The sequence below is a fragment of the Variovorax sp. J2L1-78 genome (genome assembly GCF_030317205.1).
Taxonomy (GTDB): domain Bacteria; phylum Pseudomonadota; class Gammaproteobacteria; order Burkholderiales; family Burkholderiaceae_C; genus Variovorax; species Variovorax arabinosiphilus.
This window is the reverse complement of sequence record NZ_JASZYB010000004.1, coordinates 113,773-133,009: the sequence shown is the minus strand read 5'-3', so window position 1 is coordinate 133,009 and position 19,237 is coordinate 113,773. Positions and strand designations below refer to the sequence as shown.

The 19,237-nt window shown below is 71.1% G+C and carries 17 protein-coding genes; 12 read left to right on the top strand and 5 right to left on the bottom strand.

Annotated features, from left to right (window positions below; genetic code table 11):
* Positions 1–36 precede the first annotated feature (36 nt).
* From QTH86_RS23305 to QTH86_RS23265, 9 genes are read left to right on the top strand one after another with little or no spacing between them, the layout of a single operon-like run.
* A complete protein-coding gene (locus tag QTH86_RS23305; RefSeq protein WP_286648548.1) occupies positions 37–1,773 on the top strand; it encodes a PHA/PHB synthase family protein in 1,737 nt (578 codons plus the stop codon).
* Between the two features lies 1 nt (position 1,774).
* Complete coding sequence (gene fabI / locus QTH86_RS23300) at positions 1,775–2,539, top strand: enoyl-ACP reductase FabI (RefSeq protein WP_286648547.1); 765 nt, start codon at positions 1,775–1,777, stop codon at positions 2,537–2,539.
* 10 nt (positions 2,540–2,549) lie between these two features.
* Positions 2,550–3,986 (top strand): efflux transporter outer membrane subunit, encoded by a 1,437-nt coding sequence (locus tag QTH86_RS23295; protein ID WP_286648546.1) that lies wholly within the window; start codon positions 2,550–2,552, stop codon positions 3,984–3,986.
* A 17-nt stretch (positions 3,987–4,003) separates the two neighbouring features.
* Positions 4,004–5,083 carry an HlyD family secretion protein gene (locus tag QTH86_RS23290; protein ID WP_286648545.1) on the top strand — a complete coding sequence of 360 codons (1,080 nt, stop codon included), beginning with the start codon at positions 4,004–4,006 and terminating at the stop codon, positions 5,081–5,083.
* 58 nt (positions 5,084–5,141) lie between these two features.
* The gene (gene rbbA, locus QTH86_RS23285; protein WP_286648544.1) at positions 5,142–7,895 is read left to right on the top strand and encodes a ribosome-associated ATPase/putative transporter RbbA; all 2,754 of its coding nucleotides are present in this window, start codon (positions 5,142–5,144) and stop codon (positions 7,893–7,895) included.
* Positions 7,892–9,019, top strand: a complete 1,128-nt coding sequence (locus tag QTH86_RS23280; protein WP_286648543.1) for an ABC transporter permease — start codon at positions 7,892–7,894, stop codon at positions 9,017–9,019. The genes rbbA and QTH86_RS23280 overlap by 4 nt, the downstream gene beginning before the upstream one ends.
* Before the next feature lie 40 nt (positions 9,020–9,059).
* Entirely contained in the window at positions 9,060–10,469 is a 1,410-nt protein-coding gene (locus QTH86_RS23275) for a bifunctional enoyl-CoA hydratase/phosphate acetyltransferase (protein ID WP_286648542.1), read from the top strand.
* A 23-nt stretch (positions 10,470–10,492) separates the two neighbouring features.
* Entirely contained in the window at positions 10,493–12,709 is a 2,217-nt protein-coding gene (locus tag QTH86_RS23270; RefSeq protein ID WP_444814110.1) for a copper-transporting P-type ATPase, read from the top strand.
* Entirely contained in the window at positions 12,696–13,958 is a 1,263-nt protein-coding gene (locus QTH86_RS23265; protein ID WP_286648540.1) for an acetate/propionate family kinase, read from the top strand. Before QTH86_RS23270 ends, QTH86_RS23265 begins: the two co-directional genes overlap by 14 nt.
* Before the next feature lie 12 nt (positions 13,959–13,970).
* Here QTH86_RS23265 and QTH86_RS23260 read toward each other — a convergent pair whose 3' ends face one another.
* On the bottom strand, positions 13,971–14,390 hold the full coding sequence (locus QTH86_RS23260; RefSeq protein ID WP_444814053.1) for a winged helix-turn-helix transcriptional regulator: 420 nt from the start codon (positions 14,388–14,390) through the stop codon (positions 13,971–13,973).
* A gap of 67 nt (positions 14,391–14,457) precedes the next feature.
* On the opposite strand from QTH86_RS23260, the gene QTH86_RS23255 reads away from it, so the two are divergent.
* Positions 14,458–15,315, top strand: coding sequence for an SDR family oxidoreductase (locus QTH86_RS23255; protein ID WP_286648539.1), 858 nt, complete (start codon positions 14,458–14,460; stop codon positions 15,313–15,315).
* Between the two features lie 57 nt (positions 15,316–15,372).
* Here the strand turns inward: QTH86_RS23255 and QTH86_RS23250 are convergent, their stop codons facing one another.
* Entirely contained in the window at positions 15,373–15,927 is a 555-nt protein-coding gene (locus tag QTH86_RS23250; RefSeq protein WP_286648538.1) for a DedA family protein, read from the bottom strand.
* A 156-nt stretch (positions 15,928–16,083) separates the two neighbouring features.
* On the opposite strand from QTH86_RS23250, the gene QTH86_RS23245 reads away from it, so the two are divergent.
* Together QTH86_RS23245 and QTH86_RS23240 are read left to right on the top strand one after the other, a co-directional pair.
* A complete protein-coding gene (locus QTH86_RS23245) occupies positions 16,084–16,536 on the top strand; it encodes a universal stress protein (RefSeq protein ID WP_286648537.1) in 453 nt (150 codons plus the stop codon).
* A gap of 48 nt (positions 16,537–16,584) precedes the next feature.
* Complete coding sequence (locus QTH86_RS23240) at positions 16,585–17,907, top strand: NAD(P)/FAD-dependent oxidoreductase (RefSeq protein ID WP_286648536.1); 1,323 nt, start codon at positions 16,585–16,587, stop codon at positions 17,905–17,907.
* Between the two features lie 3 nt (positions 17,908–17,910).
* Here the strand turns inward: QTH86_RS23240 and QTH86_RS23235 are convergent, their stop codons facing one another.
* Genes QTH86_RS23235 through QTH86_RS23225 form a run of 3 tightly spaced genes read right to left on the bottom strand, consistent with a single transcriptional unit; the run spans position 17,911 to position 19,219 of the window.
* Positions 17,911–18,210, bottom strand: coding sequence for a copper-binding protein (locus QTH86_RS23235; protein ID WP_286648535.1), 300 nt, complete (start codon positions 18,208–18,210; stop codon positions 17,911–17,913).
* Positions 18,211–18,233: 23 nt separating this feature from the next.
* Complete coding sequence (locus QTH86_RS23230) at positions 18,234–18,698, bottom strand: DUF411 domain-containing protein (protein ID WP_286648534.1); 465 nt, start codon at positions 18,696–18,698, stop codon at positions 18,234–18,236.
* A 26-nt stretch (positions 18,699–18,724) separates the two neighbouring features.
* Positions 18,725–19,219 carry a cupredoxin domain-containing protein gene (locus QTH86_RS23225; RefSeq protein WP_286648533.1) on the bottom strand — a complete coding sequence of 165 codons (495 nt, stop codon included), beginning with the start codon at positions 19,217–19,219 and terminating at the stop codon, positions 18,725–18,727.
* Between the last annotated feature and the right edge of the window lie 18 nt (positions 19,220–19,237).

Here is a 19,237-nt window from a genome sequence, read left to right as displayed (position 1 = left end):
CGTTTCGCGTCGACCGCGGAATCTTGAGGACCGCGCATGTCTGAGCCATCCCCATCTTCGCCTGCCACGCATCTGGACACGGTGGCGCACGGCGCCCTGGCGCGCCTGACCGGCGCACTCTCCCCGGCGTCGGCCCTGCTGGCCGGGCTGGACTGGGGCGCACACCTGGCGGTGTCGCCCGGACGGCAGCTGGCGTTGGCGCGACTGGCCGGCGAACAGGCGCAGCAGCTCGCCCGCTATCTGCACGAATGCCTGCTGGCGGGCCCGGGCGAGGCGCGCGCGCTGGTCGAACCCCCGGCCCGCGACCGTCGGTTCGCCGAGCCCGAATGGCGCCAGTGGCCCTTCAATCTCTGGCATCAGTCCTTTCTCCTGACCCAGCAATGGTGGGACGCCGCCACGCACGGCATCGCCGGTGTCGAGAAGCACCACGAGAACGTGGTGGCCTTCTGTGCCCGCCAGTGGCTCGACATGCTCTCGCCGGGCAACCGCTTCCTCACCAACCCGACGGTGCTGCGCCGCACGCTGACGCAGGGCGGCACCAACCTGCTGCGCGGCATGCAGAACCTGGCCGAGGACCTGCAACGGCTCGCCGCCGGCACCGCGCCGGCCGGCACCGAGGCCTTCGTCGTCGGGCGCGACGTGGCGGCCACGCCGGGCCGGGTCGTGCTGAAGAACCGGCTGATGGAGCTGATCCAGTACGCGCCGACGACGGCCACCGTGCATGCCGAGCCGGTGCTCATCGTGCCGGCATGGATCATGAAGTACTACGTGCTCGACCTCTCGCCGTCGAATTCGCTGATCCGCTACCTGGTGGCGCAGGGGCACACGGTCTTCTGCATCTCGTGGAAGAACCCGGGCGTGGACGAACGCGACCTGGGCATGGACGACTACCTGCAGTCCGGCTTCCATGCCGCGCTCGATGCGGTCCAGGCCATCGTGCCGCGACAGCGCGTGCATGCGGTGGGCTACTGTCTGGGCGGCACGCTGCTCGCGATCGCGGCCGCCGCGATGGCGCGCGACCGCGACGAGCGCCTGGCCTCGGCCACGCTGCTGGCGGCGCAGACCGACTTCAGCGAACCCGGCGAGCTCGGGCTCTTCATCGACGAGAGCCAGGTCAGCCTGCTCGAGGCGCAGATGGCCGAGACCGGCTATCTCACGGCAGGCCAGATGGCCGGCGCTTTCCAGATGCTGCGCTCCTACGACCTGCTGTGGTCGCGTCTGGTCAACGAGTACATGCTGGGCGACCGCGCCCCCATGAACGACCTGATGGCCTGGAACGCCGACGCGACGCGCATGCCCGCGAAGATGCATTCGCAGTACCTGCGCCGCCTGTTCCTGGACGACGACCTGAGCGAAGGGCGTTATCCGGTCGACGGCCGGCCCGTGGCGCTCGGCGACATCGAACTGCCGCTCTTCATGGTCGGCACCGTGACGGACCACGTGGCCCCCTGGCGATCGGTGCACAAGCTGCACTACCTCACGGCGACGGAGATCACCTTCGTGCTGACCAGCGGCGGGCACAACGCCGGCATCGTCAGTCCGCCGGGCCATCCGCACCGCCACTACCAGATGCTGCGGCGCGAGGCCGGCGGCAGCTACGTCGCACCGGACGAGTGGCTCGCTGCCGCACCGGACGTCGAAGGCTCCTGGTGGCCGGCGTGGCAGCAATGGCTCGCGGGGCGGTCGGGCCGGCGGGTGAAACCGCCGCGCATGGGCGCCACGGGTTACCCGCCCCTTGCCGACGCGCCGGGCAGCTACGTCCTGGAGAAATGAAATGAACACCGCCTTGCAGGGCAAGAAGGGCCTGGTCGTCGGCATCGCCAACGCGCAGAGCATTGCCTGGGGCTGTGCGCGCGCGTTCCGCGATGCTGGCGCCGAGCTGGCCGTGACCTGGTTCAACGACAAGGCGCGCCCGCATGTGGAGCCGCTGGCGCAGCAACTGCAGGCCCCCATCGCGCTGCCGCTGGACGTCGAGCAGCCCGGCCAGATGGAGGCCGTGTTCGCCGCCATCGAACAGCGGTGGGGGCGACTCGACTTCGTGCTGCACTCCATCGCGTTCGCCCCCAAGAGCGACCTGCACGGCCGCGTGACCGACAGCTCGCGCGAAGGCTTCGGCCGGGCCATGGACATCTCCTGCCATTCCTTCGCGCGCATGGCCCGGCTGGCCGAGCCGCTGATGAAGGACGGCGGCAGCCTGATGACCATGAGCTACGTCGGCGCCGAAGAGGTGATCCCCGACTACGGCCTGATGGGCCCGGTGAAGGCGGCACTGGAGGCCAGCACGCGCTACATGGCCGCCGAGCTGGGCCCCAGCGGGATCCGCGTCAACGCCGTTTCGCCCGGCCCGCTGGCCACGCGCGCGGCGTCGGGCATCCCGAATTTCGACGCGCTGCTCGACGAAGCCGTTCGGCGCGCACCGCTGCGCCGGCGGGTCGACATCGCCGAGGTCGGTGCGCTGTGCGTCTTCCTGGCGAGCGACGCGGCGACAGCCATGACCGGTGGCACGCTGTATGTGGATGCCGGCTTCCACATCCTGTGAGTCCGACCGCATGCTGAAGCCTTCCGTTCTCGCCATCGTCCTGCTGCTCGTCGGCTGCGCGTCCATGGCGCCCGATTTCCAGGCGCCGGCGCTGCCCGTGCCCGCCGCTTATCCCGTCACGTATCCCGCCGACGTCCTGACCGACCCCGCGGCCACGCCCGGTCAGCGCGCCGCCGCGCTGGACTGGCGCGAGCACTTCGCCGACCCGCGGCTGCAGCAGCTGATCGCGCAGGCGCTGCAGAACAACCGCGACCTGCGCCTGGCCGCATTGCGCGTGCAGGAGGCGCGCGCGGCCTACGGCATCCAGCGCGCGGAGCGCTTTCCCGTCGTTGGTGTCGGCGGCGACGCCAGCCGCGCCCGCGTGCCCGCGTCGCTCAGCACCACCGGCCGGGCCGTGGTTGGCAGCCAGTACCAGGTGGCGCTGGGCGTCAATGCCTGGGAGATCGACTTCTGGGGCCGCGTGCAGAGCCTGCAGGATGCTGCCCTGCAGAGCTACCTGGCCAGCGACGCGGCGCGGCGCGCGCTCACACTGTCGCTGGTGGCCCAGGTGGCCGACGGCTACCTTCTGCTGCGCGAACTGGACGAGCGCCTCGCGCTGGCCCGCCGCAGCATCGCCTCGCGCGCGGAATCGCTGCGCATCTTCACGCGCCGCTTCGAGGTCGGTTCCACCTCGCGACTCGACCTGGCCCAGGTGCAGACGCTGTCGACCCAGGCCCGCGCGCTGGGCGCCCAGCTGGAACAGCAGCGGGCCGTACAGGCGCATGCGCTGGCGCAACTGGTCGGCGGCCCGGTGGACGTGGCACCGGCGACCACGCCGCTGGACGATGGCGCTGTGCTTCAGCCGCTGGACGCCGGCCTGCCCTCCGCGCTGCTGGCCGACCGGCCCGACATCCTGGCGGCCGAACACCGGCTGCGCGCCGCCAACGCCAACATCGGCGCCGCGCGCGCCGCCTTCTTCCCGCGCATCGCACTGACGACGAACGCCGGCGTGGCCAACGCCCAGCTCGACGCCCTGTTCGAGGGTGCCAGCCGGGCATGGACTTTCGCGCCCAGCATCTCGCTGCCGCTCTTCGATGGCGGTGCCCGCAGGAATTCACTCGACCTGGCGGAGGTGCGGCGCGACCTGGCCGTGGCCGACTACGAGAAGACCGTGCAGGCCGCGTTCCGCGACGTGGCCGATGCGCTGTCGGCGCGCCAGTGGCTCGCCGAGCAGGTGCGCATCGGCTCGGAAGGCCTGGCGGCCCAGGCCGAGCGCGCGCGCCTGGCCACGCTGCGCTACGACCATGGCGCGGCCGCGTTTCTCGAAGTGCTGGACGCGCAGCGCGACCTGCTCGCGGCCGAACAGTCGCTGGTGACGACGCGCCGTGCACTGCTGTCGGCCCGCATCGGCCTGTACGCCGCGCTGGGCGGCGGTGCCCAGCATGTCGACGCCGCCGCGGCCCCTTGAATCCACCGAACACCTCCATGAATCCGAACCCCGCCCTCAAGCAAAAACTGATCGCTGCCGCCATCGTGCTGGCCCTGGCCGCAGGGGCCTGGTATGTCTGGCAGCAGACGAAGAACGGCGGCCCCGGTGAGGGCTTCGTCAGCGGCAACGGCCGCATCGAGGCCACCGAGATCGACGTCGCGGCCAAGCTCGGCGGCCGGCTGCAGGCCCTGCTGGTGGAGGAGGGCGCCTTCGTCAAGGCCGGCCAGAAGCTGGCCGAGATGCAGGTCGACGTGCTGAACGCGCAGCGCGACGAAGCCCGCGCCCAGCACGCGCAGACACTGACCACCGTGGCCAGCGCCCGCGCCCAGGTCAGCGCGCGCGAGAGCGACCGTGCCGCCGCGCTGGCCGTGGTGGCGCAACGCGAGAGCGAGCTCGACGCCGCCCGGCGCCGGCTGGTGCGCTCGCAGACGCTGTCGACCGAAGGCGCGTCGTCCATGCAGGAACTCGACGACGACCGCGCCCGCGTGCGCAGCGCCGAGGCCGCCGTCACGGCCGCACGGGCCCAGGCCGCCGCCGGCCAGGCGGCCATCGACGCGGCGCGCGCCCAGGTCGCCGGGGCGCAGTCGACCGTCGGCGCGGCCGAGGCCACCGTCGCCCGCGTCCAGGCCGACATCACCGACAGCGCGCTGACAGCGCCGCGCGACGGCCGGGTGCAGTACCGCGTGGCCCAGCCCGGCGAGGTGCTGGCGGCCGGTGGCAAGGTGCTGAACCTGGTCGATCTGTCGGACGTCTACATGACCTTCTTCCTGCCCGAGACCGTGGCGGGACGCGTGGCGCTGGGCAGCGACGTGCGCATCGTGCTCGACGCCGCACCCGGTTTCGTGATCCCGGCCAAGGTGAGCTTCGTCGCCAGCACCGCGCAGTTCACGCCCAAGACGGTGGAAACCGCCAGCGAGCGGCAGAAGCTGATGTTCCGCGTGAAGGCGCAGATCGACCCCCAACTGCTCAGGAGCAACCTGGCGCAGGTCAAGACCGGCCTGCCGGGCGTGGCCTGGCTCAAGCTCGACGACAAGACCGAGTGGCCGGACCAGCTGGTGGTGAAGGTCGGCCGGTGAGTCGCCGGGCCGCTCCCAAGGCTCACAGCACCGAAGCGCGTAGCGCGGAGGTTTCCTGGTGAGCGATGTCGCCCGCATCCAAGGGCTGAGCCAGCACTACGGGAAGGCCTGCGCGCTCGATGCCGTCACGCTGGACATCCCCGCCGGCTGCATGGTCGGGCTGATCGGGCCCGACGGCGTGGGCAAGTCCAGCCTGCTGGCGCTGCTGTCCGGCGCGCGGGCCGTGCAGCAGGGCCGGGTGGAGGTGCTGGGCGGCGACATGGCGAACAAGGCGCACCGCGACCGCGTGTGTCCGCGCATTGCCTACATGCCGCAGGGCCTGGGCAAGAACCTCTACCCCACGCTGTCGGTGGAAGAGAACCTGCAGTTCTTCGCACGCCTGTTCGGTCATGCCGCCGCCGAGCGACGCCGCCGCATCGACGACCTCACGCGCAGCACCGGCCTGCAGCCCTTCCTGGCGCGGCCGGCCGGCAAGCTCTCGGGCGGCATGAAGCAGAAGCTCGGCCTGTGCTGCGCGCTGATCCACGACCCCGACCTGCTGATCCTCGACGAGCCCACCACCGGTGTCGACCCGCTGGCGCGTGCGCAGTTCTGGGCGCTGATCGCACGCATCCGCGCGGAGCGGCCGCAGATGAGCGTCGTCGTCGCCACGGCGTACATGGACGAGGCGCAGGGTTTCGACTGGCTGATCGTGATGGACGAAGGCCGCGTGCTCGCCACCGGCACGCCGGCCGCGCTGCTCGAACGCACCGGCAGCGCGTCGCTCGAAAGCGCGTTCATCCAGTTGTTGCCCGAGGACAAGAAGCGGGGCTACGCGCCGGTCGAGATCCCGCCGCTGCCGCAGGACGGGCAGGACGACATCGCGATCGAGGCCAAGGACCTCACCATGCGCTTTGGTGACTTCACCGCCGTGGACCAAGTGAACTTCCGCATCCGGCGGGGCGAGATCTTCGGCTTCCTCGGCTCCAACGGCTGCGGCAAGTCGACCACCATGAAGATGCTGACCGGCCTGCTGCCCGCCAGCGAAGGCCGCGCCTGGCTGTTCGGCCAGGAGGTCGACCCGAAGGATATCGATACGCGCCGCCGCGTCGGCTACATGTCGCAGGCCTTCTCGCTGTACGGCGAACTCACGGTGCGGCAGAACCTGGTGCTGCATGCACGCCTCTTCCATGTGCCTGAGGCCGAACTGTCCGAGCGCGTGGACGACATGGTCCGGCGCTTCGACCTGGCCGAGGTGCTGGACAACCTGCCCGAGAGCCTGCCGCTGGGCATGCGCCAGCGGCTGTCCCTGGCGGTGGCCATGGTGCACCGGCCCGAACTGCTGATCCTCGACGAGCCGACATCGGGTGTCGACCCGGTCGCACGCGACAACTTCTGGCGGCTGCTGATCGCGCTGTCGCGGCGCGACCAGGTCACGATCTTCATCTCCACGCACTTCATGAACGAAGCCGAGCGCTGCGACCGCATGTCGATGATGCATGCGGGCCGGGTGCTCGACAGCGACACGCCCGCCCGGCTGGTGGCCAAGCGTGGCGCCCGGACCCTGGAAGAGGCGTTCATCGGCTACCTGGTCGAGGCCGGCGGCGGCACCGAACCGGCCGCAACGGACGACACGGCGGGGGCCGGACAGGTCGAAGCCATGCGCGCCGACGCATCGCCGGCCGCGCCGACGACCCGCGCGCGGCCGTCGGCGTTCTCGCTGCAGCGCCTGCTGAGCTACATGTGGCGCGAAGCTCTGGAGTTGCAGCGCGACCCGGTGCGCGCCACGCTCGCGCTGGGCGGCTCGCTCATCCTGTTGTTCGTGATCGGCTTCGGCATCAGCATGGACGTGGAGAACCTGCGCTACGCGGTGCTCGACCGCGACCAGAGCACCCTCAGCCAGAACTACACGCTGAACCTGTCGGGATCGCGCTATTTCATCGAGCAGCCACCGATCGTCGACGACGCCGACATGGACCGCCGCATGCGAAGCGGCGAACTCTCGCTGGCCATCGAGATCCCGCCGGGCTTCGGGCGCGATGCGCTGCGCGGGCGCAACGTCGAGGTCGGCGCGTGGATCGACGGCGCCATGCCGACGCGTGCGGAAACGGTGCTCGGCTACGTGCAGGGCTTGCACCAGCACTGGCTCACGGAGCAGGCACGCGCGCGCGGCATGGCAACCACGGCCTCGGTGGGGGTGCAGACGCGCTTTCGCTACAACCCCGACGTCAAGAGCCTGCCGGCCATCGTGCCGGCGGTGATCCCGCTGCTGCTGATGATGCTGCCGGCCATGCTCACCGCGCTGGCGGTGGTGCGCGAAAAGGAGATGGGCTCCATCATCAATCTGTACGTCACGCCGGTCACGCGCACCGAGTTCCTGCTCGGCAAGCAACTGCCTTACGTGGCGCTGGCCATGCTGAACTTCCTGTTGATGACCCTGCTGGCCGTTACCGTCTTCGACGTGCCGATGCGCGGAAGCTTCCCCACACTGGCCTTGGCGGCGCTCATCTTCAGCGTCGTGGCGACCGGCATGGGCCTGCTGGCCTCGGCTGTCACGCGCAGCCAGATCGCGGCGATGTTCTTCGCGATGATCGGCACGCTGATTCCGGCGACGCAGTTTGCCGGGCTGATCCATCCGGTGTCGTCGCTCGAAGGCGCCGGCCGCCTGATCGGCCAGGTCTATCCGGCCAGCTACATGTTCACGATCAGCCGCGGCGTGTTCAGCAAGGCGCTCGGCCTGTCGGATCTGCAGGCGAGCTTCTGGCCGCTGCTGGCCTCGGTGCCGGTGATCCTCGGCGTTGCCATCCTCCTCCTGAAGAAGCAGGAATCATGAAGCGCCACCTCGCCAACATCTACCGCCTGGGCGTCAAGGAGCTGTGGAGCCTGCTGCGCGATCCGGTCATGCTGATCCTGATCGCCTACACCTTCACGATCGCGGTCTATACCTCGGCCGCGGCGATGCCCGAGACGCTGAACAAGGCTGCGATCGCCGTGGTCGACGAGGACGCCTCGCCGCTGTCGGCACGCATCGTGTCGGCCTTCTATCCGCCGCTGTTCATGACGCCGCAGCTGATCACGCAGAACGAGATGGACGCCGGCATGGATGCCGGCCGCTACACCTTCGTGCTGGTCATCCCGGCCGGGCTGCAGCGCGACGTGCTGGGCGGCCGCACGGCCGAACTGCAGCTCAACGTCGACGCGACGCGCATGAGCCAGGCCTTCACCGGAAGCGGCTACGTGCAGCAGGTCGTGCAGGGTGAGCTGGGGGAATTCGTGCAGCGCTACCGCGGCAGCACCCAACTGCCGGTGGACCTGGCGCTGCGGGCGCGCTTCAATCCGGGGCTGGAACAGGCCTGGTTCGGCGCGCTGATGGAGATCATCAACAACGTGACCATGGTGTCGATCATCCTGGCCGGCGCCGCGATCATCCGCGAACGCGAGCACGGCACCATCGAGCACCTGCTGGTCATGCCGGTGACGCCGGCCGAGATCATGCTGGCGAAGATCTGGTCGATGGGCGCGGTGGTGCTGGTCGCTGTCGCGCTGTCGCTGCAGTTCGTCGTGCGTGGGCTGCTGCACGTGCCGGTCGACGGCTCGGTACCGCTCTTTCTGGCCGGCGCCGCACTGTGCCTGTTCGCCACGACCTCGATGGGCATCTACCTCGCGACGCTGGCACGCAGCATGCCGCAGTTCGGCCTGCTGATGGTTCTCACGATGATGCCGCTGCAGATGCTCTCGGGGGGCATGACGCCGCGCGAGAGCATGCCCGAGGTCGTGCAGACGGTGATGCTGCTGGCGCCGACCACCCATTTCGTCGAACTGGGCCAGGCCATCCTGTACCGCGGCGCCGGGATCGATGTCGTCTGGAAACCCTTCGTCTGGCTGCTGGTCATCGGCAGTGCGTTGTTCACCCTGTCGTTGCAGCGCTTCCGCAAGACCATCGCGCTGATGGCCTGAATGAAACCCACCGTCGGCGCCGCGGCGCCCTGGAGTCCGCATGAGCCCCTTGCAAGACCTCGCCATCGTCCGCAACCGCACCTTCGACGAGATCGCCGTCGGTGACAGCGCCAGCATCGAGCGCACGCTGAAGGCCGAGGACATCCAGCTGTTCGCGGTGATGTCCGGCGACGTCAACCCGGCGCACCTCGACGCCGAGTACGCGGCGTCCACCCGATTCCACGGCGTGATCGCGCATGGCATGTGGGGCGGGGCCCTGATCTCGGCCGTCCTCGGCACGCGCCTGCCGGGGCCCGGCACGGTCTATCTCGCCCAGACGCTGAAGTTCCTGCGTCCGGTGCGGGTCGGCGACACCTTGACCGTCCGTGTGTGCGTGAGCACGCGCGACGAGGCAAGGAAGCGGCTCACGCTGGCCTGCAGCTGCACCAACCAGCAGGGGGAGGCCGTGATCGACGGGGAGGCCACGGTGCTCGCGCCGACCGAGCGCATCGAACGCGCCGCCACCACCCTGCCCGAGGTGCGTTTGCGCACGGCCGACGGATTGCCGCGGCTGCTGGCGCACGTGCGGCCGCTGGGGGCGATCCGTGTCGCGGTGGTCCACCCCTGCGATGCGCTGAGCCTGGGTGGCGCACTCGATGCCCAGGCCGCCGGCCTGATCGTGCCGGTGCTGGTGGCGCCGCGCGCCCGGCTGCTGGCCGTGGCGGCCGAGGCCGGCCTGGACCTCGCGGGCATCGAGGTCGAGGACGTGCCGCACAGCCATGCGGCCGCCGCGCGCGCCGCCGAGATGGCCGGCAAGGGCGAGGTCGAGGCGCTGATGAAAGGCAGCCTGCATACCGACGAATTGATGGGCGCCGTGCTGGCCGCCGGCGCGGGGCTGCGCACCGCGCGGCGGCTGTCGCACTGCTACCTGATGCAGACGCCGGCCTACCCGCGGCCCTTCATCCTCACCGACGCGGCGATCAACATCGCGCCGACGCTCTCGGAGAAGGCCGACATCGTGCGCAACGCCATCGACCTGGCGCATGCCATCGGCGTGGCCGTGCCGCGCGTGGCCATCCTGGCGGCGGTGGAAACGGTCAACCCGGCCATGCCCGCCACGCTCGATGCCGCCGCGCTGTGCAAGATGGCCGACCGCGGCCAGATCGCCGGCGGCGTGCTCGACGGGCCGCTGGCGTTCGACAACGCGGTCTCCATCGCCGCCGCGCGTGTCAAGGGCATCTGCTCCGAGGTGGCCGGCCAGGCCGACGTGCTGGTGGTGCCCGACCTGGAAAGCGGCAACATGCTGGCCAAGCAGCTCGAGTACATGGGCGATGCGGCGACGGCCGGCATCGTGATGGGGGCGAAGGTGCCCATCGTGCTGACCAGCCGTGCCGATTCGCGCGAGACGCGCATCGCCTCGTGCGCCATCGCGTTGATGCTGGCGCATCGCTACCGCAGCGCGCGCCCTTGAATGCGCACCGACCACAGAGGAGCATCGTGAACCATCCATCCCCCCGCCCATCGCACCCGGGCGCTGCGCCGACCCCGGGCACGGTCTACGTCTGCCCGATGCACCCGGAGATCCGACGCGACCGCCCGGGCCACTGCCCCAAGTGCGGGATGGCGCTGGAGCCCGAGTTGCCTAGCCTGGAGGACGACAACCCCGAATTGCGCGACTTCTCGCGGCGCTTCTGGTGGACCCTGCCGCTGACGCTCGTCGTCTTCGTGCTCGCGATGGCCGGGCACCGGCTCGGTCTCATGGACATGGCGACGCAGAGCTGGGTCGAACTGGTCCTGTCGCTGCCGGTGCTGCTGTGGGCCGGCGGCCCCTTCTTCGTGCGCGGCTGGCAATCGGTGGTGCACCGCAGTCCGAACATGTGGACGCTGATCAGCCTCGGCACGGGCGCGGCCTTCGTCTACAGCGTGGTCGCCACGGTGGCGCCCGGCTGGTTCCCCGCGTCCTTCGTCGCCATGGGCCGCGTGGCCGTCTACTTCGAGGCCGCGGCGGTCATCATCTCGCTGACCTTGCTCGGGCAGCTGCTCGAACTCAAGGCGCGCTCGCAGACCTCGGCGGCCATCAAGTCGCTGCTGGGCCTGGCGCCCAAGACCGCACGCCGCCTGCGCGACGACGGCACCGAGGAAGACGTGCCGCTGGCCCACGTGCATGTCGGCGATCGGCTGCGCGTGCGCCCGGGCGAGAAGGTGCCGGTGGACGGCGTGGTGGAGGAGGGCGCCAGCGCGGTCGACGAATCGATGCTCACCGGCGAGCCTCTGCCCGTGAGCAAGCGCCCCGGCGACCGGCTCATCGGCGCCACGCTGAACACCGGTGGCGCGTTGGTGATGCGGGCGGAGAAGGTGGGCGGCGCCACCGTGCTGTCGCAGATCGTGCAGATGGTGGCGCAGGCCCAGCGCTCGCGCGCGCCGATGCAGCGCATGGCCGACGAGGTGGCTGGCTGGTTCGTGATGGCGGTGGTGGCCATCGCCGTGCTGAGCTTCTTCGCGTGGGGCCTGTTCGGGCCGGAGCCGCGCTGGGTGTTCGGGCTGATCAACGCCGTCTCGGTGCTGATCATCGCCTGTCCCTGCGCGCTGGGGCTGGCCACGCCGATGTCCATCATGGTGGCCACCGGGCGCGGTGCTACGCAGGGCATCCTGTTCCGCGACGCGGCGGCCATCGAGAACCTGCGCAAGGTGGACACGCTGATCGTCGACAAGACCGGCACCTTGACCGAGGGCCGCCCGGCCTTCCACCGCGCGGAGCCGGCCGACGGCTTCGAGGCCGACGAGGTGCTGCGCCTGGCGGCCAGCCTCGACCAGGGCAGCGAACATCCGCTGGCGGCCGCCATCGTGCAGGCCGCCCGCGAGCGCGGCCTGGTGCTGGACACGCCCGAAGGCTTCGACTCCGGCTCCGGCATCGGCGTGCAGGGCAGCGTCGGGGGGCGCCGGCTGGCGCTGGGCAACACGGTGCTGATGGCCCAGGGCCAGGTGGCGGTCGATGCGCTGCTGCCGCAGGCGGAGGCGCTGCGTGCCGAGGGCGCGAGCGTGATGTTCCTGGCCGTCGATGGACGGCTGGCCGGGCTGCTGGCGGTGTCCGACCCGGTCAAGGCCAGCACGCCCGAGGCCCTGGCCACGCTGCGTGCGGCGGGCCTGCGCATCGTGATGGCCACCGGCGACGGCCTCACCACCGCGCGCTCGGTCGCCGCGCGCCTGGGCATCGACGAGGTCCACGGCGAAGTGCAGCCGGCCGACAAGCTCGCGCTGGTCGAGCGCCTGCAGCGCGAAGGCCGTGTCGTCGCGATGGCCGGCGACGGCATCAACGATGCGCCGGCCCTGGCCCGTGCCGATGTCGGCATCGCGATGGGCACCGGCACCGACGTGGCGATGAACAGCGCGCAGCTCACCCTGGTCAAGGGCGACCTGCGCGGCATTGCCTCCGCGCGCGCGCTGTCGCAGGCCACCGTCGCCAACATGCGCCAGAACCTGGCGTTCGCGCTGGTCTACAACGGCCTGGGCGTGCCGCTGGCTGCGGGGCTGCTGTATCCGTGGACCGGCTGGCTGCTCTCGCCGATGGTGGCGGCGCTGGCCATGAGCCTGAGTTCGGCATCGGTGGTCGGCAATGCGTTGCGCCTGCGCGGCCGGCACGACGCCGCCGGTCATACGGCGACGCCGGCTGGCGCACCGGCCTCTTCCGAGCATGGCCATGGCCGTCACTGACACGCGCCACCCCGCCGATGCCCCGCCACCGGCGGGCCGCCTGGTCCTGGTGCTCAACTGCGGCTCGTCGAGCATCAAGTTCGCGCTGTTCGATGCCGGCCTGTCGCCGCTGCCGCGCGTGCCGGCCTGGAACGGCAAGGTGCAGGACATCGGCGGCCCGGCGCCGACCTATGGCGAGACCGGCATCGCACCGGTGCCGGTCGCCCTCGATGCGCAGCAGCCCTATCACGCGGCACTGGCGCACATCCGCGAGCGTGTGACCGCTCGGCTGGCCGGCCGCCCGCTGGCGGCGGTGGCGCACCGGGTGGTGCATGGCGGCCGCAAATACGCGGCGCCGGTACGCATCGATGCCGCGGTGCTGGCCGACCTGCGGGCCTTCGTTCCCCTGGCGCCCCTGCACCAGCCCTTTGCGCTGGAGGCGATGGCTGCGCTGCTGGGGTCGGACCCGGCCCTGCCGCAGGTCGCCTGCTTCGACACGGCGTTCCACCACACCTTGCCCGAGGTCGAGCAGATGCTGCCGCTGCCGTACGCCGCGTGGGAGCGGGGGCTGCGTCGCTACGGCTTCCATGGCCTGTCCTACGAGTACCTGTCGGTGGCCTTGCCCGAGCGGCATGGCGAGCGCGCGCGCGGCCGCACGATCGCCGCGCATCTGGGCAGCGGCGCGAGCCTGTGCGCCATGCAGGGCCTGCGCAGCGTCGCCACGACGATGGGCTTCTCCGCACTCGACGGGGTGATGATGGGCACGCGCACCGGCGCACTCGACCCGGGCGTCGTGCTCTACCTGATGGAGGTCGAGCACCTCAGCGTCGCGCAGGTCGGGCAGCTGCTGTACCACGCGTCGGGCCTGCTGGGCGTGTCGGGCGTCTCGTCGGAGCCGCGCGTGCTGCTGGCCGCCGAAGGCCGCGACGACGAGGTCGGCGTGCGCGTGCGTGCCGCCCTGGCGCTGTACGTTCGCCGCATCGTGCGCGAGATCGGCGCACTGGTGGCGGTGCTCGGCGGGCTGGACCTGCTGGTCTTCACGGCGGGTGTGGGCGAGCACAGCGCGGCGATCCGCCAGCGCGTCTGTGCCGCGCTCGGCTACCTCGGCCTGGTGCTGGACGATGCGGCCAATGCGCGCCATGCCCCCTGGATCAGCGCCGCGCAAAGCCGCGTGGGCGTGGCGGTGGAACCGACCAACGAGGAATGGATCGCCGCGCGCGACGCCGCGGCGCTGCTGTCCTTCACCCGCGCCGAGGGCTCGTCCGGCTGACGCCGTCCCGCGCTACGGCCGACGGTCGGTCTGGGCCTGAAGAATCCGGGGCAGGCTGGTCTCGATCCAGTCGGCCAGGCCCCGGACCTTTTCTGCGGCCTCCAGGCCGAGGGGCGTGAGGCGGTACTCGACGTGGGGCGGCACGACGTCCAAGGCGGTGCGGTCGACCAGGCCATCGCCCTCGAGCGACTGCAGCGTCTGGGCCAGCATGCGTTCGCTGACGCCGCCGATCGCCCGGCGCAGCGCGCTGAAGCGGTGCATGCGTGTTTCCAGGACCAGCAGGACCAGCACGCCCCACCGGCTCGTGAGGTGCTGAAGCACCTGGCGCGACGGGCAGGTGGCGACCAGCAGTTCGCCGCGACGCATGGCGCCCAGCAGCGCCGACGTGTCCTGGGTGGGCGACGGTGGAACGGTTGGGATACTTACGTTCATGTGCGTACTTACAAAAAGTTCGTGCAGATCCTACAGTGCCTGCTCTCACCACTTCACAGGACATCTCATGAAAGTTGCAGTCACCGGCGCCACCGGCCAACTCGGTCGCCTCGTCATCGAGGGACTTCGCGCCAAGCGGCCGGCGGCCGACATCGTCGCCCTGGTTCGCACCCCGTCGAAGGCGGCCGACCTGGGGGTGGACGTCCGCGAGGCCGACTACAGCCGCCCGGAAACCCTGAGCCGGGCGCTGGCCGGGGTGGAGACATTGCTGCTCATCTCCTCCAGCGAAGTCGGCCAGCGCGTGGCGCAGCACCGCCATGTCATCGACGCGGCCAAGGCAGCGGGCGTCACGCGCGTGGTCTACACCAGCCTGCTCCGTGCCGACCGCTCGACCCTGGGCCTGGCGCCCGAGCACGTCGAGACGGAGGCGCTGCTGCAGGCCTCGGGCCTCGTCGTCACGATCCTGCGCAACGGCTGGTACACCGAGAACTACACGGGCTCCGTCGGCGCTGCCGTCGCCCACGGCGCGTTCATCGGCAGCGCGGGCGACGGCCGCATCGCCTCGGCGGCGCGTGCCGACTATGCCGCTGCCGCGGTGGCCGTGCTGACCACGCCGGGACACGAGGGCAAGACGTACGAACTCGCCGGTGATTCGGCCTACACCCTGGCCGAACTCGCCGCGGAAATCGCGCGCCAGACGGGCAAGGACATTCCCTACAGGAACCTGCCGCAAGCCGACTTCGCGGCGGCGCTGCGCGGCGCTGGCGTCCCGGCACCGTGGCCGGAGGCGTTGGCGGCGATCGACGTGGAGGTGTCGAAGGGCGCGCTGTTCGACGACGGTCGCGCCCTGTCGTCGCTCATCGGCCGCCCCACGACGCCGCTGGCGGTCTCGGTGGCCGCGGCGCTGGCATCTGCAGCGCACTGAATCGCGCCGTGGCCCGGCCGCTCGCGCGGCGCAGCGGCCTTCGGGCGGCGCGGTCGTTCATCGCCGCGACCGCCACTGCCGGGCCAGCGCGACCGACAGCGCGATCACCAGCGCCGCCAGGATCAGGCCATGCTCGTACGGTCGCAGATGGCCGACGAGCCCGTGCAGCAGTTGCGTGAGCTGGAGGCCGAACAGGGCGACGACCGCGGCCCACACGAGCGACGCAGGAATGCTCAGTGCCGCGAAGACCGGTGCCCGCATCGGCCCCATGCCCAGGGTGGCGGGCAGCACGATCCGCAGGCCCCAGGCGAAGCGCATCAGGAACACGGTGGCGACCGGATGGCGCGACACGAAGCCGTTGACGCGCGCGATGTGCCGGGCCATCGCCGGGCGTTTCGCCAGCAGGGCGGCGCCCTGGCGCCGCCCGAGATGGAAGTAGAACTGGTCGGCCAGGAAAGCCGCGGCAGCGCCGCAGGCGATGAGGGGCCACAGCGACAGGTAGCCCTGGTGCACCGCATAGGCGCCGAGCATCAGGATCGTCTCGCCTTCGAACAGCCCGCCGATGAACACCGCGAGCAAGCCGTAGTGCTCGAGGAGCGCGGAAGCATGCATGGCGCCGATCATGCCGCAAGCCTCGTGGCCGTCCCGGGCCCGGGAGGCCGCTCGGCGGACTTGATCGCCATCAAGCGCGCGCCGAGGCGCCCCCCCTAGAGTGGGGGCGAACGCCCTTCATCCACCGCCGCATCCCGGCCTACCGAGGCCTCTGTCATGTACCGAAAGATCCTGGTCCCCCTCGATGGCAGCGCGATGTCGCAGCGCGCGCTGGCCGAGGCCGCGCAGCTGGCGCAGCTGTGCGGCGCATCGCTCGTGCTGCTGCACATCGTCGACGACGCCGCGCATGTCAACGGCTTCGAGCGGCCGGCGGTCTACGTCCAGGAGATCCGCCCGCGCTTCCTCGCGGCCGGCCAGGCGCTGCTCGACGCCGCGAAGGCCGGGCTGGCCGCCACACCGGTCGCGGTCGAGACCGTGCTGGTCGAGTGCTGCGGTGACCGGGTGTCCGAACGCATCGTCGAGCATGCCGCGACGTCGGGCGCCGACCTGATCGTGCTCGGCACGCACGGCCGGCGCGGGGTCGACCGCCTGCTCATCGGCAGCGACGCCGAGCAGGTCGTGCGCCTGGCACCGGTGCCCGTGCTGCTGGTGCGTGCCCTGCGCGACTGAGGTTCAGCGCACCGGTTCGATCGTCGATCGCCACGTACGATCGGCGTGATGAAGGTACGTGAACATCCAGAGCGCCATCGATCCCCGGAAGCCGGGCGCCATGTCGCCGTCATCGGCGCCGGTGCGGTCGGCAGTGCAACCGCCATCGAAGCCCTGCGCGCGGGGTTGCGCGTCACCGTGATCGAGCCTGGCGAGCCCGGCGCCGAGCACGCCACCAGCTACGGCAATGCCGGCTGGCTGTCCTCCCATTCGGTCGTGCCGCCGGCCTTGCCGGGCGCCTGGCGCAAGGTGCCGGGTTGGCTGGCCGACCCGCTCGGTCCGCTGGCGGTGCGCTGGCGCCACCTGCCGCGCGCTGCGCCCTGGCTGCTGCGCTATCTGCTGTCGGGTTCCACCGAGGCGCGGGTGCAGCGCACGGCCGATGCGTTGCGCACCTTGCTCGTCGATGCGCCGCAGCTGCATCAGCACCTGGCGCGCGAGGCCGGCGTGCCGCAGCTGATCGAACACCGTGGGTTGCTGCACGTCTATCGCTCGCAGGCCGAGTTCATGGGCGATGCGCTGGGGTGGCGCGTGCGCGAGCGCACAGGGGTGCGCTGGGTGCAGTGGGAAGCGGCGCAACTGCGCGCGCACGAGCCCGACCTCGACGAGCGCTACACGCTCGGCATCTTCGTGGCGGAAGCCGGGCACTGCCGGGACCCGGGTGCCTACGTGGCGGCACTCGCGCGCCATGCCGTGCAGCAGGGTGCGCAGCGCGTGGTGGCGCGCGCCACGGGTTTTCGCATCGAGGGTGGCCGGCTGCGGGGCGTGCGGACCGACCACGGCGAGATTGCCTGCGACGCGGCCGCCATCTGCGCTGGCGCGCACTCGGCCGGGCTCGCGCGTGCGGCGGGCTCGCCGGTGCCGCTGGAGTCGGAGCGTGGCTACCACGTGATGGTCGGCGCGCCCGGGGTCGGTCCGCGCACGCCGATGATGGCAGCCGATGGCAAGCTGATCGCGCACTGGATGGACGGCGGCCTGCGCGCCGCGGGCCAGGTGGAGATCGGCGGGCTCGACGCGGCGCCCGACTGGCGTCGTGCCGACATCCTGTATCGCCACCTGCGCTCGATGTTCCCTGCCTTGCCGCGCGATGCACAGGCAGCCGGCGTGCGCCACTGGCTAGGCCACCGGCCGAGCATGCCCGACGGCCTGCCCTGCATCGGGCCGGCGGCTGCGACGCCCGACGTGGTGCTGGCCTTCGGCCACGGCCATGTCGGGCTGGGCGGTTCGGCCCGCACCGGCCGGCTGGCGGCGCAGCTGCTCGCCGGCCAGACGCCGGAGACGCCGCTGGCGCCCTTCGACCCGCAGCGCTTCGGCCGCAGGCGCGCCGCGGCCTGAGGCTCAGTTCGCCGGATCGAGTGTCATCACCGTGAGCGCGCCGTCGACCTTGTCGGCGGTGAACCTCACCTTGTCGCCGGGTTTGAGCTTCTGCAGCAGCGCCGGCTCCTTGACCCGGAACACCATGGTCATCGGCGCCATGTCGAGGTTGGCGATCTCGCCATGGCGCAGCGTGATCTTCTGCTGTTCGGTGTCGATCTTGCGCACCTCGGCGTCGACCACGGGCAGCGGCGCCTGGGCGAAGGCGGCGAGGGACAGGGTGGCCAGGCCGAGGGCCAGGGGCGTGATGAATCGTCGCGTCATGGAGGGTCTTTTCGTCGGCGGGTTCAACGGTGGCTGCTGAAGACACGCGAGCCACCATCGGCCAGCACCAGCAGCACGTCGTAGGGGTCGCGCTGGCCGCCGTACGCCGCGCCGTCCATGCCCGGCGCGCCGATCGGCATGCCGGGCACGGCGAGGCCCACGGCGCGGGGTCGCTCCTTGAGCAGTCGTCGCAGGTCGGCTGCGGGCACGTGTCCCTCGATGGCGTAGCCGTCGACCTGGCCGGTATGGCAGGAGCCGAACTTTGCGGGGATGCCCAGGCGTTGGCGCGCCGCGGCATTGCCTTCGTCGTGCACGCGTGTGGCGAAGCCGTTGGCGTTGAGGTGCTTGACCCAGTCGAGGCAGCAGCCGCAGTTGGGGTCTTTCCAGATGTCGACCATCGGTGCGGCCGCAAAGGCGCGGGGCGACAGCAGCGTGCCGACGGCGAGCAGGGCGAGGGGCGTGTGGCGCAGAAGCGCGCGTCTTTTCATGAGGATCTCCGTATCGATTGGCGGCTTCATCGGGCGGGCCGCACGTGCACGCGCCCGGCCATGCCGAGTTCGTAGTGGTCGTCGACGAGGCAGGCGAAGTCGAAGTCGCCGGGGCGGTTGAAGTGCCACACCAGCTCGCCGGTTTGACCGGCCTTCACATGCGCCATCCATGGGTCGTCGTGCTCCATGGTCGGGTGCTTCTTCATCTGTTCGGCGTGCTCGTCGATGGTCGCGCGGGTGCCGAGCACCAGCTCGTGCAGTTCCTTGCCACGGTTGCGCAGGCGCAGGCGAACGGTCTCGCCTTCGCGCACCTCGATCACCGACGGTGTGAAGCGCATGTCGTCGGTCATGGCGATGTCGATGGTGCGGCGCACGGCCCCGGGCTCGCCGGCGATGCCCCAGGCCTGCTGCTCGGGCGGCAGCGCGGCCTGCGCGGCGCGGGGCGTGTGCGCTTCATGCGCCAGGGCGAAGGCCGGCGCGGCGAGCAGGGCACTCGCGACAAGTGTTCGTAAGAGCTTCATCTGGAATCCTTCGAGAAA